Annotated in this window: 12 protein-coding genes; 7 read left to right on the top strand and 5 right to left on the bottom strand. The window is 62.0% G+C overall.

The features are described from left to right. Nucleotides 1-41: 41 nt before the first annotated feature. Both ACROHD_RS11355 and ACROHD_RS11350 read right to left on the bottom strand, forming a co-directional pair. Nucleotides 42-1,556 carry a CRTAC1 family protein gene (locus tag ACROHD_RS11355; RefSeq protein ID WP_432677963.1) on the bottom strand — a complete coding sequence of 505 codons (1,515 nt, stop codon included), beginning with the start codon at nucleotides 1,554-1,556 and terminating at the stop codon, nucleotides 42-44. Next, on the bottom strand, nucleotides 1,546-2,763 hold the full coding sequence (locus ACROHD_RS11350; RefSeq protein WP_432677937.1) for an ROK family transcriptional regulator: 1,218 nt from the start codon (nucleotides 2,761-2,763) through the stop codon (nucleotides 1,546-1,548). Before ACROHD_RS11350 ends, ACROHD_RS11355 begins: the two co-directional genes overlap by 11 nt. A gap of 190 nt (nucleotides 2,764-2,953) precedes the next feature. Here ACROHD_RS11350 and xylF point away from each other — a divergent pair, with 190 nt between their 5' ends. The 6 genes from xylF (at nucleotide 2,954) to ACROHD_RS11320 (ending at nucleotide 10,792) form a co-directional block, all read left to right on the top strand. Further along, nucleotides 2,954-3,982 carry a D-xylose ABC transporter substrate-binding protein gene (gene xylF, locus ACROHD_RS11345; RefSeq protein ID WP_432677935.1) on the top strand — a complete coding sequence of 343 codons (1,029 nt, stop codon included), beginning with the start codon at nucleotides 2,954-2,956 and terminating at the stop codon, nucleotides 3,980-3,982. Between the two features lie 91 nt (nucleotides 3,983-4,073). Then, nucleotides 4,074-5,369: a sugar ABC transporter permease gene (locus ACROHD_RS11340; protein WP_432677934.1), complete on the top strand. Its 1,296-nt coding sequence runs from the start codon at nucleotides 4,074-4,076 to the stop codon at nucleotides 5,367-5,369. Between the two features lies 1 nt (nucleotide 5,370). Then, nucleotides 5,371-6,123: an ATP-binding cassette domain-containing protein gene (locus tag ACROHD_RS11335; protein WP_432677932.1), complete on the top strand. Its 753-nt coding sequence runs from the start codon at nucleotides 5,371-5,373 to the stop codon at nucleotides 6,121-6,123. A gap of 161 nt (nucleotides 6,124-6,284) precedes the next feature. After that, complete coding sequence (locus tag ACROHD_RS11330) at nucleotides 6,285-7,841, top strand: trimethylamine methyltransferase family protein (protein ID WP_432677931.1); 1,557 nt, start codon at nucleotides 6,285-6,287, stop codon at nucleotides 7,839-7,841. Nucleotides 7,842-7,845: 4 nt separating this feature from the next. After that, nucleotides 7,846-9,876, top strand: coding sequence for an oxidoreductase (locus ACROHD_RS11325; RefSeq protein ID WP_432677930.1), 2,031 nt, complete (start codon nucleotides 7,846-7,848; stop codon nucleotides 9,874-9,876). Nucleotides 9,877-9,916: 40 nt separating this feature from the next. Then, nucleotides 9,917-10,792 (top strand): DMT family transporter, encoded by an 876-nt coding sequence (locus ACROHD_RS11320; RefSeq protein WP_432677929.1) that lies wholly within the window; start codon nucleotides 9,917-9,919, stop codon nucleotides 10,790-10,792. 30 nt (nucleotides 10,793-10,822) lie between these two features. On the opposite strand, the gene ACROHD_RS11315 is transcribed toward ACROHD_RS11320, so the two are convergent. Then, entirely contained in the window at nucleotides 10,823-11,236 is a 414-nt protein-coding gene (locus ACROHD_RS11315) for a cupin domain-containing protein (protein ID WP_432677928.1), read from the bottom strand. A 143-nt stretch (nucleotides 11,237-11,379) separates the two neighbouring features. Between ACROHD_RS11315 and ACROHD_RS11310 the strand changes: the two genes are divergently transcribed. Then, nucleotides 11,380-11,982 (top strand): TetR/AcrR family transcriptional regulator, encoded by a 603-nt coding sequence (locus tag ACROHD_RS11310; protein WP_432677927.1) that lies wholly within the window; start codon nucleotides 11,380-11,382, stop codon nucleotides 11,980-11,982. Nucleotides 11,983-11,991: 9 nt separating this feature from the next. Here the strand turns inward: ACROHD_RS11310 and ACROHD_RS11305 are convergent, their stop codons facing one another. Both ACROHD_RS11305 and ACROHD_RS11300 read right to left on the bottom strand, forming a co-directional pair. Then, a complete protein-coding gene (locus ACROHD_RS11305) occupies nucleotides 11,992-13,320 on the bottom strand; it encodes an NAD(P)/FAD-dependent oxidoreductase (protein WP_432677926.1) in 1,329 nt (442 codons plus the stop codon). Next, a complete protein-coding gene (locus ACROHD_RS11300) occupies nucleotides 13,317-14,813 on the bottom strand; it encodes an aldehyde dehydrogenase (RefSeq protein WP_432677924.1) in 1,497 nt (498 codons plus the stop codon). Before ACROHD_RS11300 ends, ACROHD_RS11305 begins: the two co-directional genes overlap by 4 nt. Nucleotide 14,814: the final 1 nt, after the last annotated feature.

Genomic DNA, 14,814 nt, shown 5'->3' with positions numbered 1-14,814 from the left:
GCAAGGATTTTGCAAAATCCTTGGTCGCGCCTGGCTCGGACCTATCGCGACAGCGTCACCGGTTGGTTCGGCGCGACCACCTGCCAGTCGCTGCTGTCACCGCCGGGCCAGATCACCCTGAGCTCCACGGGTTCCGCATCCCCAATTCCAAAATGGAGTGGCCCCGAGACGCCGCCTGCATGGCCGCCCCCCACGGTGATCTCTTGTGTCCAGACCCTGTCGCCCGCGCGGAGCTCCACAAATGCCCCGATGGCGTCGGGGTTCGGGGCGTCCTGGGATACCGTAACCAGAAGCCAACCGCCGGACCCCTCTGTCACGTTCTGATACAGTTCCAACGGGGCGTGCCGGTTCAGCACCGCGAGATCCAGAAGCCCGTCACCATTCAGGTCTGCGAGTGCCGCCCCGCGGCTGCGATGCAGGCTGGCGATGCCCGCCTCCAAACCGGCTTCTGTGAAATGACCATCCGGGCCGCCCATCAACAGATTATTTGGGTCCTCCATGGCACTGCCGGGCATTTGCTCCACATTGCCCTTGGCCACGAACAGGTCACTCCACCCGTCATTGTTCACATCTCCGAATACCGCATGCCAGCCGGTCGACGGCCTGCCATCGCCACCCGTATAAGGTCGGTGCGCCGTGGCACCGCTTTCGTAAGGCGCGTCAAGATAGCTCGGGCCCTGCGCCCCATCCGACATCAATTGCAGGCGCTGATCACCCATGGAGGTCAGGTAGACCTCGGACAACCCGTCACCATCCAGATCGCGCGAGGCGATGCCCATGCCCCAGAGCTGGTGGCTGTTCCAACCATCCTCAGGCCCATAGAGACGCGGCACCGGCTCCATCGCCCACATCTGTTCTTCGCCACCGCGCACGTAGTAGTGCCTGTCATTCGACACGCGCAGGTCGGCACGGCCCTGCCGTCCCCAATCCGTGAACAGCATGGACAGAGCGCAGAAACCTGGGTCCAGGGGCAGTGGAGATGGATAGCTGTCGCCCTCGGGGCGGTAGAGCTGGTTCGTATCGCAAGCCTCGAAAGGCCCGTCCGGGTTATCCCGGTCCACGTAGTTGCCAAAGGCGAGGGTGGGCAGGCTCTGGCCCGCCTCCCATGTCGCGGAGAAGGCCGTTGTCCAGCGCCTATCGGACTGGAACCCGATCCCTTCGAACGGGGTGAAATGACAATCGCCATGGCCGCGCATCAGGGCGTTCTCCCCCACCCTCAACACCGCGAGATCCATGATCCCGTCGCTGTCGATATCCAAAGGGTAGGCCCCTATGACGCCGGTCATGGACAGGGTGCTTTGTGCCGTGGCGAACTCCAGATCGCCGCCGGGAGTGGTAACGTTCAGAAAAAGCTGTGCCGGATTTTCCCCGCCAGCGGCATAAAGCTCGGGCAGGCTGTCGCCATTGCAATCAAAGGCTGCAACGCCGCCGCCCACGAAATGCTCCCACCCGCCTTCGTAGCTATGAGGCGCAATTGGCCGGGGCACGAAAAGCGGATCCGCGAGGGCGGGGGCAGTCGCAATCAGCAGGACAGGGAGACAAAGCTCAGGCCGCATCGGCACCGAGGTTGCGGATCGTTAAGTCCGACACCCCTTCCATCGCGCAGGCAGCCGCCCCCTTGGCCCACATCAGGTCCCCCCATTTATGGACACGGATCTCGGGCAGCGGAGCATCGACCTGCACCACAGAGGATTTCACCCGGTCCAGTACATCCGAGGCATAGAGGAAGTCGAACGTCATCTGTTCACCTGACAGTATCACGAGGCTCGGGTCGAATATGTTGATCACATTGGCCAACCCCATGGCGAACATCCGTCCGGCCCGGTCGAAAATGGATCTGGCCATCGCATCGCCAGCCTTGGCGCGGGAATAGAGCACCGAAAGATCATCCTCGGGCTGCGCGCTGCCGCGAATATTGGCCTCTCGCAAGAGTGCATAGTCGCCCACGTACGCCTCTAGGCAGCCACGCTGACCGCAGCGGCACAGCGCCCCGTCAAGTTGTACCTTGGTGTGGCCGAACTCGGCGCCACAACCGCGTTCGCCCCGGTAGATGCGCCCGTCGATTACGATGCCCATGCCAACACCCTGTTCGATGGTGATGACTATGAAGTCAGAGACATTGCGCGCCTCGCCGAAGAGTTGTTCGGCCTTGGCGACCAGATTGGCATCATTGTCCATGAAGAAGGGCACGGGCATCACGTCCGACAACATGCGCCCAAGCTCTACGTTGCGTTGATCCAGCGATGGCGACCAGTAGACGAAGTTGCGCGCCGCGTCGATCAGGCCGGCAATTCCAAGGCCAACGCCTGACACTTCGCTCATGTCACGCCCGGCAGCGGCACAAGCCCCCGACAGTGCGCGTTTGACGAGGCTTACCATTTCTTCGGCGGACATCACCGGGCCGGGCAGTTCGTGGTCGTATTCACCAACGGTCTGGCCTTCGAAATCCACCAGAATCACAGTGGCGGACCGGTCAGAGATCTTGATGCCTGCAATCAGGTGCGCGGCACCGCGAATTTTGAGAGCCACCCTGGGCCGCCCCCGTTTCGCGCCGGAGCGATCACTCTCTGGGGTAATTTCTTCTATAAGACCTGCGGTCAGGAGTTCCGAGGTGATGGCGGTGACAGTGGCCGGGCTGACCTGCGTTTCGCGGGCTATGTCGATTCGCGCAATTCGACCGGCTTGCCGGATTGCCTCAAAGACTTGCTGGCGTCCGTTTTCGCGCTGATCATTCGCGAGTGATGTGCGTTGATGTCCTGCCACTGTGGCCTCCCACAAGTATAATTCACTAAAAAAAATAAATCGGCAAGCGATGTGTTGGCTTCTTCGAGACACGCGCAGCCATGGGGCGATCATTATTTAATTTGATCTTTGAAAAAAATAGTGGTAGGAAGGTGGGACATGGCGGGACTCGGCCAAATGGCCCCCGACCACGTATCACAGGGAGGAAAGCATGAAGTTTTTGAAAGCAGCCGCAGCAACGGTGTTTGCGGCAACCATGACCACCGCTGCCTTTGCGCAGGACATCACCGTTGGTGTTAGCTGGTCCAACTTCCAGGAAGAACGATGGGCGACCGACGAAGCGGCCATCGTTGCCGCCCTGGAAGCCGCAGGCGCGGAATACATTTCGGCCGACGCTCAGTCGTCCGCATCCAAGCAGCTGTCCGATATCGAAAGCCTGATCGCTCAGGGCGTTGATGCGCTGATCATCCTGGCGCAGGACGCGGCTGCCATTGGCCCGGCCGTCCAGGCCGCTGCCGACGAAGGTATCCCGGTCATCGCCTATGACCGTCTGATCGAAGACCCCCGTGCCTTCTACCTGACCTTCGACAACGTCGAAGTTGGCCGGATGCAGGCCCGCGCGGTTCTGGAAGCAGCGCCCTCTGGCCGTTACGTCATGATCAAGGGCTCACCCACTGACCCGAACGCAGACTTCCTGCGCGGCGGTCAGCAGGAAGTCCTGCAAGCCGCAATCGATGCCGGTGAGATCGAGATCGTGGGCGAGGCCTATACCGATGGCTGGCTGCCTGCCAACGCACAGCGCAACATGGAGCAGATCCTGACCGCGACCGACAACGGCGTTGACGCTGTCGTGGCCTCGAATGACGGCACCGCAGGTGGTGTTGTTGCCGCTCTGACCGCGCAGGGCATGGAAGGTATCCCGGTTTCCGGCCAGGACGGCGACCATGCCGCTCTGAACCGTGTGGCCCTGGGCACCCAGACCGTGTCGGTGTGGAAAGACGCCCGTGATCTGGGCCGTGCAGCAGGCGAAATCGCCGTTGCTCTGGCACAGGGGACCGCAATGGGTGACGTCGAAGGTGCCATGGAATGGACCAGCCCCGGCGGCACCACCATGACCTCGATGTTCCTCGCACCGGTTCCGATCACCGCCGAGAACCTGAGCGTCGTCGTGGACGCAGGCTGGATCGATCTGGAAACGCTCTGCCAGGGTGTAACCGACGGCCCCGCGCCTTGTAGCTAAAACTGTGATACACTGCATAGTGTAGCATCCGATACGCCCCGCTCCGCAGGGGCGTATCACCACCAGACACGCTGAACTCTGGAGTCCGGACATGACCGACACCACGTCTCAGCCAATCCCCTCGCAGCGCAAGAGCTTCGTCCAGCAGTTAGAGCTGGATACGCGTCTATTGGGTATGGTTGGCGCCTTCATCATCCTTTGCATCGGGTTCGATTTCTTCACGGAAGGCCGCTTCCTGACCCCGCGCAATATCTTCAACCTGACGATCCAAACCGTTTCTGTGGCCATCATGGCCTGCGGCATGGTTTTCATCATCGTCACCCGTCACATCGACCTGAGCGTTGGCGCACTTCTGGCCACGTGTTCGGCGATCATGGCGATAACTCAGACTGATATCCTGCCCAACATGATGGGGCTCGGGCTTGGCCACCCGCTGATCGCGCCGATCACCATTGTCGTCGGCATCGCCGCCGGTGCGCTGATCGGGGCCTTTCACGGCTACCTTGTCGGATACCTGACCATTCCGGCCTTCATCGTGACGCTTGGCGGTCTTCTGGTCTGGCGGAATGTCGGTTGGTTCCTGACGCGTGGTCAGACCATTGGCCCGCTGGATGAGACCTTTATGGCTTTCGGAGGCATCAACGGCACGCTTGGGCCGAACCTTTCGTGGATCGTTGGCGCGGTTCTGACAATCGCTGCGATTGCTGCAATGTGGAACGGGCGTCGCAGCAAGGCCGGCCATGGCTTCCCGGTCAAGCCGGTCTGGGCTGAACTGACCCTGTCAGCAATTGTTGCCGCAGCCATTATGGGCTTTATCTGGGTTCTCAACTCCTACGAAATCCCTGCCGCCCGCCTGCGTCGCATGTTCGAGGCACGGGGCGAGGTCATGCCCGAAGGGTTTACCACCACCTATGGCCTGCCGATCTCGGTGCTGCTGCTGATCGGGATCGCCATTGCGATGACCGTTTTGGCCCGTCGTACCCGGCTTGGCCGCTATATCTTCGCCACCGGTGGCAACCCGGATGCGGCAGAGCTGTCGGGGATCAACACCCGTATGCTAACGGTCAAGATCTTTGCCCTGATGGGTGCTCTCTGTGCGATCTCGGCGGTTGTCGCTTCGGCCCGTCTGGCCAACCACACCAACGATATCGGCACGCTTGATGAATTGCGCGTCATCGCGGCGGCGGTTATCGGCGGCACGGCCCTTTCGGGTGGTCTCGGCACCATTCATGGCGCAATCCTGGGGGCACTGATCATGCAGTCGCTGCAATCGGGCATGGCCATGGTTGGCGTCGATGCTCCCTACCAGAACATTGTTGTCGGTGTTGTGCTGGTCGCGGCCGTACTGATTGACATCATCTACCGCAAACGCACGGGGGATCACTGATATGACCGCACCACTCGTAGAAATGCGCGACATGTCGATCTCGTTCGGCGGGATCAAGGCGGTTGACCATGTAACGGTCGACCTGCAACCCGGCGAGGTCGTGGGCCTGCTCGGTCACAATGGCGCGGGCAAGTCGACGCTGATCAAGATGCTGTCGGGGGCCTATCAACCCGATGGTGGCCAGATCTTCATCAACGGAGAGAAGGTGACGATCAACAACCCACGCGACGCGCGGGCGCACAATATCGAGACCATCTACCAGACACTTGCACTGGCCGATAACCTCGATGCGGCGTCGAACCTGTTCCTTGGTCGTGAACTGGTCACGCCGCTTGGGCTGGTCGACGATGCGGCAATGGAGGCAGAGACGCGCAAGATCATGGGGCGGCTCAATCCGAACTTTCAGAAGTTCTCGGCCCCTGTTTCGGCGCTTTCCGGCGGTCAGAGACAGTCGGTTGCCATTGCCCGCGCGGTCTATTTCAATGCCAAGATCCTGATCATGGACGAACCGACCGCGGCGCTGGGCCCCCATGAAACCCAGATGGTGGCCGAGCTGATCCAGCAGCTCAAGGCCGAAGGCATCGGGATCTTCCTCATTGACCATGATGTGCATCAGGTCATGAACCTCTGTGACCGTGCCAGTGTGATGAAGAACGGTCAGCTGGTCGGCACGGTCAATGTGAACGAAGTGACCGATGACGATCTGCTTGGCATGATCATCCTTGGCAAGCATCCGCACGAAGACGCCGCCTGATCGGGGGCGAGAGTTCAGCAAGACGGCGGTCCCCAATGGGCCGCCGTTTTTCGTTGGCGAGGCCATCGCATGTCGTATCCTGCAAGGGCGTTTCGCTTTCCGGCAGGACCGGAGAGGTGAAGCGCGGTCAAGTAGTTCCACCCTCAGGATGGAGACCGCCGATGTCCGATACCGCCCTCAAACCCCGCACCCGCGCCGGAGGCCGCAATGCCCGCCGCAGTCAGCGGATGGTCACCGATAGCCGAATGCTGCCGGGGCTGGTCAACGGCCTGCCGCATTGCGAGGTGTTGGACGGATCGCAGGTAGAGCGGATCGACAACGCTTCGATGGATATCCTCGAAAACGTGGGTGTTGTGTTCCGCGATGATATTGCACTGGCGGACTGGAAACGCGCGGGCGCGGATGTGCGGGGCGACCGGGTGCATCTGGACCGCGGGCTGGTGCGCGAGCTGATCCAGACCATCCCTGCCGACTTCACCTATCATGCCCGCAACCCGGCCCATAACGTGCGGCTTGGCGGGCGGCACGCGATCTTCGTACCGATGACCGGCGCGCCCTTCCTGCGGGATCTGGATGATGTGCGAAGGAACCCGACGCTTGCAGACCTCGCCATGTTCCACAAGCTCAGCCACATGTCGCCCGCGCTGCATTCCAGCGCGCATCACATCGTGGAACCTTACGACCACCCGATCAGCCAGCGACATCTGAGGATCACCTATTCCTCGATGAAACACTCGGACAAGACCTTCATGGGCATGACCACAAGCCCGAAGAACGCCGAAGACGTGATGGAGATGTGCGCGATCCTGTTCGGGGATGACTTCCTCGAAACCCACCCCGTCACCACCGGTAATTGCAACGGCAACAGCCCGCTTGTCTGGGATGAAACCATGTTGGGCGCGATGCGGGCGTTCTGTAAGCGCAACCAGCCGGTCCTTTGCAGCCCCTTCGTTCTGGGTGGGGCCAACACGCCCGCCTCCGTTGCGCCCGCTGTTGCGCAGTTGAATGCTGAGGCGCTGTCGGCGCTGGCCTACACGCAGGTGATCCGGCGCGGCTGCCCGGCGATTTACGGTCACTACCTTTCGACCGTCAGCATGAAGTCCGGGGCACCTATGGCAGGCACGCCAGAGATCAGCCTGATGAATTTCATGATCGGCCAGATGGCGCGGCACTATGGTGTGCCCTGGCGCACCTCGAACACGCTTGGCGGGGCCAAGACCTTCGACGCGCAGTCAGGCTATGAAAGCGCGACGACCTTGTCGGCGGTGATGCACTCGGGCGCGAATTACATCTGGCATTCGGCGGGCTGGAACGAGGCCGGAATGCACTGCTCCGTGGCCAAGTTCGTGGTGGATGCAGAGCAATGCGCCATGGCTTACCGGATGGCAGAAGGACCACGGTGGGACGATTTCGACGAGGGGATCGCGGCGGTCTCTGATATTGGTCCCGGCGGGCATTACCTTGGCCACCCGCATACTCAGGAAAATTTTCAGCGGGCCTTCTTCATGCCGGAGCTGTTCGACAACAACTCCATCGAACAATGGGTTGCAGAAGGATCGCAAGAGATCACGGCCCGCGCACTTACGCACGCCCGCAAGCTGTTGCGAGAATATGAAGAACCTCGGCTGGACGAAGCCAAGAACGAGGCCCTTCTGGACTATATCGCCCGGCGAGAACGCGAAATCCCGGCGGCCGACGCCCTGAACCAGGAGTTCTGACACCATGGCCGACCCGTTGCTGGAACCTTACCAGCTGCGCCATCTGACGATCCGCAACCGGATCATCTCGACCGCCCATGCCCCGAACCTTGTTGAGGACGGCCACCCGCGCGACCGCTACAGGCTCTATCACGAGGAGAAGGCGAAGGGTGGGATCGGGATGACCATGGTCGGGGGATCGACCAATATCGCACCCGACAGCCCTTCGGTCTTCGGGCAGCTTTACGCAGGCGATGACAGCATAGTGCCGTGGTTCCGGCGGCTGACGGACGGGGTGAAATCCCATGGGGCGGCGATCATGTGCCAGATCACCCATATGGGTCGGCGCACCGCTTGGGACGACGGGCACTGGCTGCCGGTGATCGGCCCGTCGGGGCGGCGCGAGCGGGCGCATCGGGCGTTTCCCAAGGTGATGGAGCGGGAGGACATGGCGCGTGTGGTGGAGGATTTCGCCGCCGCCGCCTGCCGCTGTCAGGAGGGCGGGTTCGACGGGATCGAGCTGCTGTCGCATTCGCATCTTCTGGGGCAATTCCTGTCGCCTTTGGTAAATGACCGGCAGGACGACTACGGCGGGTCGCTTGAAAACCGCCTGCGCCTGACGCTGGAGGTTCTGGGGGCGGTGCGCGCCGCCGTGGGGCCGGGGATGATCCTTGGCATTCGAATGACGGGCGATGAATTGCAGGACGCTGGTCTGTCCCCTGACGAATGCCTCGCCGTGGCCCGCGCCCTGAAAGACACGGGGCAGGTGGATTTCCTAAACATCCTCGCGGGCGCGCCCTATGACGACCTGGGTCTCGCCGGGTGGGTGCCGCCCATGGGTATGCCCGCTGCACCACATCTGTCGATTGCAGGTCGTATCCGGCAGGCGACGGGGCTGCCCGTGATCCACGCGGGTGGCATCGCTGATCTCGCTACCGCCCGCCACGCGCTGAGTGAGGGCCATGTCGACCTTGTCGGCATGACCCGCGCCCATATCGCCGACCCGCACCTGGTGGCGAAACTGATGCGCGGTGAGGAAGAACGCATTCGCCCCTGTGTCGGTCTTGGGGCCTGCGTCGACCGGGTGAACCAAGGCAAACCCGCCGTTTGCGGGCAAAATGCAGCGACAGGGCGCGAAGCGGTAATGCCTCATGTGATCGCGCCCTCTGGTACGCGCCGAAAGGTCGTCGTCGTTGGTGGTGGTCCCGGCGGGCTGGAAGCCGCCCGCGTGTCGGCGCTGCGCGGACATGACGTTGTTCTGATGGAAGCGGCGGATCGCTTGGGCGGGCAGTTGTTGCTGGCCTGCAAGGGGCGGGTGCGGCGGCAGGTACGGGGTGTTGCCGACTGGTTGATCACCGAAGTGGAGCGGCTCGGCGTGGGGATCAGATTAAACTGCTATGCCGAGGCTGAGGACGTTCTGGCAGAAGCCCCCGATGCAGTCGTCATTGCCACCGGAGGCTGGCCCGAACCGCCAGCGATTCCGGGTGGGGCGTTGACCCTGTCGTCCTGGGATGTGCTGTCCGGTGCGGCGCGACCCTCGGGTATGGTCCTGCTGCTGGATGAAGGGGGCGACCAACAAGGCGCTGTCACCGCCGATGCCTTGGCAGAGATGGGTTGCACAGTGGAACTGCTGACCCCCGATCGTTCCGTACTGCATGATATGGGCCCCACAACCTCCGCAGTTGCGCTGCGCCAGTTGGCAAGCGACGGGGTGCGGATGACCTGCCTGCATGAATTGACCCGCGTCGCAGTGGATGGCCCGAAACGCATTGCCACGCTGCGCCACGTTCTGACCGGTCAGACCGTCACGCGTGAGGTGGATCATATCGTGGTGGAACATGGCCTGACGCCCTCGAACGCGCTTTATCACGCGCTCAAAGAAGGCTCATCCAACCTTGGCCAGCTTGACCATGCGGCCATGATCGCGGGCACCGACCCTTTCCAGCAGATGAACCCAGACGGGCGCTACCTGCTGGCCCGGATCGGCGACGCGGTGGCAGGGCGCAATATCCACGCGACAGTCTACGATGCACTTCGGGTGTGCAAGACCCTCTAAGCGCTTTACTTCCCGCGCGCTTTCCCGCTCTGTCTTGATCATGACCGATCACCTAAAGGGCCTTTTGATCACCACCTGCGGCGTCCTGCTGGTGGTGCCGGATTCGCTCTTCGTGCGGCTGATCGAGGCCGAGCCTACGGTGATCGTCTTCTGGCGCGGCTTGTTCGCGGGACTGCTGGTAACTGCGGCGGTTCTGATCTTTCAGGGCCTCAGCGGATTTCGCGCCGTCTTGCGCACCGGCTGGCCGGGTGTGCTCTATACGCTGCTGTTGGCTTCCACCGCGCCGGGTTTCGTCATGGCGGTGGCCCATACGAGCGTGGCCAACGTGGTGTTCATCCTGGCTTCGATGCCGATATTTGCGGCGCTCTTCAGCCGTGTTTTTCTGGGCGAGCCCATTACGCGGCGGATGCTGTGGACCATCGCAGCTGTTTTGGTGGGGCTTGGCATCATCGCCTACGGCTCGGGCGAGAACGAGCTGGCGTCATGGAAGGGCGATCTCTGGGCGGTTTATACCTCTGCCTCGTTCGCTGCCGCGCTGACGGCGGTTCGCAAGCTGCGCAATACGTCGATGATCCCGGCGGTTCCGGTGGCTTATTTCCTTGCCGCGTTGATGATGTCGACGCTTTCGGACCCATTGCCGGCCTTCGCGCCGCAATGGCCACTGTTCCTTGCCCACGGGGCAATAATCGGGGCGTCTTCCTGCCTGCTGGTCCTCGGCCCCCGTTACCTGAGCTCTGCCGAGGTCGCGCTGCTGATCCTGCTGGAATCCGTTCTCGCGCCGCTGCTGGTCTGGGCTGTGGTGGGTGAAGATCCCGGCATTTGGGCGCTGTTCGGGGGCGCGGTGGTGATCGGGGCGCTGCTCGTGTCGAACCTTATCGCGCTGCGCCGCCGACGTGTTGTTCCGGTGGCGCGCTAAACGGGCTGCGCCTGTGTATCTGCAATGCGGTCACGCGGGGGGCAGAATGGTCATTCCAACAGCCTCTGCCTTTTGCATCACTGCCGGAATGTTCGGTTCCGAAGGGGGCGGCAGGTCCGTCTGCCCTTCTGGTAGGGCGGTGCCGATCCCAGTAAAGAAATCGGCGTGCATGTGGCCAGGGCTGTTCAGGATCAGCAGCCTGGCGGGCGCTTCGCCAACCGCCTGAAAGGCGTGTACGGCCCCGTCCGGTATGGAAATGAAATCCCCTTTCTGCGCGAGGATTTCCTTGCCGTCGATCATAAAGCCAACCTGTCCGTCCAGGATGTAGAAGCCTTCGGTTTCCCCTGCGTGGTGATTGGGGGGTGCCCCTGCACCGACGGGAACCAAGCATTCTACCAAGCAGTATTTTCCATCTACCTCGTTCGGGAACGCGTGGAAGTTCATCAGAATATTCAATACGTTAAATGTTCTCGCGCGATTTGTCATGGGGTGTTTCCTCTTGCTTGATTCTGATCTTAATGATACACATATCTCATAATGAGACAATAGTCTCACAAATCGTCACTATAGCAATGTTTGAGAGAGTAATGAGCGACGTTAGGCCAAATCAAAAAGCGCGGACGCGCCGGGCGATCCTTGATGGTGCCCGTCAGTTGCTGCGGGAGGGCGAGCCCATAACCGTGGCAGCCGCTGCGGCACGGCATGGTGTGTCGAAAGCCACGGCATACAGGTATTTTTCCGACCCCGACATTCTGGTGTCAGAGGCGATGCTGGATATCGAGGTGAAGCCCTACGAGGAGATTGCGAATGGCGCAGAGGACCTGCGTGCCCGCTTGATTGCGATAAACCTCTACTTTCTAGACCTCGCCCTTGCTCACGAGGCGGGGTTTCGCCAGTTCCTCGGGCGAACGCTAACGGTGTCTGCCACGGACGCGAAGGGAATGCGACGTGGCGCGCGCCGCATCAGCATGTATCGTCAAGCTCTGTCGCAGGATGACGGGGGGGTGCCGGTGGCGCGGCAAGAAAAGCTGATACGCGCCCTGTCACTTGCAACCGGGATCGAGGCCATGACAGCGTTGCTGGATGTCGCCGGGGCCGAGCCGGAGGAGGCGCGGGACGCCGTCAAGACAGTGACACAGGCAATCGTGGACCGGTTTCTTGGGCCCACAGAAAAAGAGTCCGGTCGCTGAAGGTCAGCTCTATTCCGCGCCAGCGCGCCACTCCTTCCAGCGCAGGTACAAGTTGGCCCCGATATCCGAGAACGGGCGCGGAGGTAGGCGAGTGGGTTCCGGGTCTGCCCTTAAGGCGCGGGTAATATCAGTCTCCACCTCCATAGCCATCTCTGCCGCGCCCATGCCGGTGAGCGTGCCGCGCGCCGTACCGAGCCCGTTCTGACAACAGGCGGCAAATAGCCCTTCCTCCAGCTCCCCAGTCACCGAGACGCTGTTCCTGCTGAGGCACAGGTGCCCGGCCCAGGTGTATTCCATCTCCATCCCCTGCAGTTCGGGGAAGCGGTTGCTGAATTTCTGATCATGGATGCGGCGGGCACGTTTCATCGCCGCGTCGCTTGCCACCATTCCGGGTTTGAAACTGGCCGCCGTGCGGGTCACGATGCGGCTGCCCCCCTGAATGCCGCTGATCTTGCGCATGGTGGTACCCATGGGGTCGGACGGGGTCACGCCCCACCTATCGGCACCTTTGACTGCGCCATCAGGCAGAACCGGCGTCATGGAGGCATAAAGGAAGATGTGCATCAGCCTGTGCCGTGCGAAGCCGAAGCTTTCGAGCTGTCCGTTATTTGCCATGATCACCTTGGGCGCGGTGACGGAACCATGCGTGGTGCTGACATGCCAGTCATTGCCGATCCGTGCGATGCCAGAGACGGCGGAGGTTTCATGTAGCCGCAGTTGGGGCTTTAACCCCGCCGCCAGCCCCCGGATATAGCCCGCCGGTTGCAGCATTACGGTTCCGGGCGTGTAGAGACCTGAGAGGTAGTGGCGGCTCCCTGTCAGTTCCTCCATCTCTTCGGCGTCGAGCATCTCGGACGCCTCGCCAAGCGTGGACAGGTGGCGCGCGTAGCTTTCGTTATGGGCATGGCCTGCCGCGCTTGCCGCCCCGTTCACCTTGCCCACGGGGGCCGCGAAGTCGTGGGGAATGGCGTAGTCCTCGGCCGCCGACAAGGCGAAGGCGATGGCCTGCCGGTTGAGCGCGGTCACCGTGCGGTCGTCGCCCGACCCGGCGTAGTCATCAGAGGCCAGGTCATGGGGCAGGTCGATCATGAAGCCGGAATTGCGGCCTGCCGCGCCCTCGGCCACGCGGCCTGCATCCAGCACCACGATCTTGAGCGACGGGTCGATCTGCAAAAGCCGTCGCGCCGCCGAAAGCCCTGCGAAGCCCGCCCCCACAACCGCCACATCGGCGGTGATGTTGTCCGTGAGCGGCACAGGGGCAGGTTGCCCCGGCAGGATGGCTGACCACGCGGCCGGCCCCTTATGAACCGGCAGACGCCGGGCGTGATGTGCGCTCACTCCACCGCCTCATCCGCGTCATCCGACAGATCCAGCCAGATGGTTTTCAGTTGTGTGTACTGGTCATGGGCGTGAATGCCGTTGTCGCGCCCGCCGAAGCCCGATTGCTTGAACCCGCCAAAGGGGGTGGTGGCATCGCCCTCACCAAAGCCGTTCACGGTCACTGTCCCGGCCCGCAGCATCCGCGCGCCGCGAATGGCACGTTTGGCATTGGCGGTGAAGAGCGAGGCGCACAGGCCGTAATCAGTGTCATTGGCCACACGGATCGCCTGGTCGAAATTGTCCACGGTGATGACGGACAGAACCGGACCAAAGATTTCCTCGCGTGCCAGCACGTGATCATTGCCGGGGATCTCCACCACCGTGGCCTCGACGAAGCCGCCCTCGGCCTTGCCGCCAATGACGAAGCTGTCCGCTTTCTCAACATAGCCGCAGACCTTGTTGAAATGCGTCTCGGAGACCAAAGCGCCAAGCCGTGTTTCCGGGTCCAGCGGATCGCCAGTGTTCCAGTGTTGTGCGTGATGGGCGATGCGTTCCAGCAACTCTGCCTTCACATCCTTGTGGACGATCAGCCGCGACGAGGCCGAGCAATTCTCGCCCATGTTCCAAAAGGCGCCGTTCACCACATGCGCGGCAACCCGGTCGAGGTTTTCCGCGTCATCCATCACGATGGCGGGGTTCTTGCCGCCCATCTCCAGGGTGATTTCCTTGGCATTGGATTCGCCGGAATAAGACAGGAAGCGTTTGCCGGTGACGGTCGAGCCGGTGAAGGACACCGCGTCGATATCCATGTGGCGGCCAATCGGTTCACCCACCTCCGGCCCGCTGCCGGGAACGATGTTCAACACGCTGCGCGGCAGGCCCGCCTCGGTCGCCAGTTCTGCAACGCGGAGCGCGGTGAGCGAGGTTTCCTCGGCAGGTTTCACCACCACCGAACAGCCCGCGGCCAGTGCCGGGCCGATCTTCCATGCCAGCATCAAAAGCGGGAAGTTCCACGGAAGCACAAGGCCCACAACCCCGATGGGTTCGCGCACCACCATGGCGATGTGATCGTCAGAGGCGGGGCTGACCTGATCGTAAATCTTGTCGATCGCCTCTGCGTGCCACTTGATGCAGTTGATGGTTTCGGGGATGTCGACCGTCTCGCAATCGAAGATCGGCTTACCGCTGTCGAGACTTTCCATCACCGCAAGTTCGCGGGCGTTCCGGGTCAGGAGCTTGGCGAAGCGGATCAGGATGCCCTTGCGGTCACTGGGATGCATCCGCGACCAGCGGCCATCGTCGAAGGCCTCTCGCGCCTTTGCTACCGCGAAATCCACGTCCTCGGCCCCGCAGGCGGCCACATCGGTCAGCGTCTCACCCGTAGCCGGATTCACTGTGGCAAAGGTCTTGCCCGAGATCGCCGGGCGATAGGCCCCGTCTATATAGGCGGCATTGGGGAAGTCCATCTCGGCGGCCAGCGCCTTGTATTCGTCGCGTGTCAGCAGGTCCATG

Origin of the sequence: Nioella aestuarii (assembly GCF_050896395.1) — a bacterium.
Lineage (GTDB): Bacteria > Pseudomonadota > Alphaproteobacteria > Rhodobacterales > Rhodobacteraceae > Nioella > Nioella aestuarii.
This window is presented reverse-complemented; position numbering and strand designations above follow the sequence as displayed.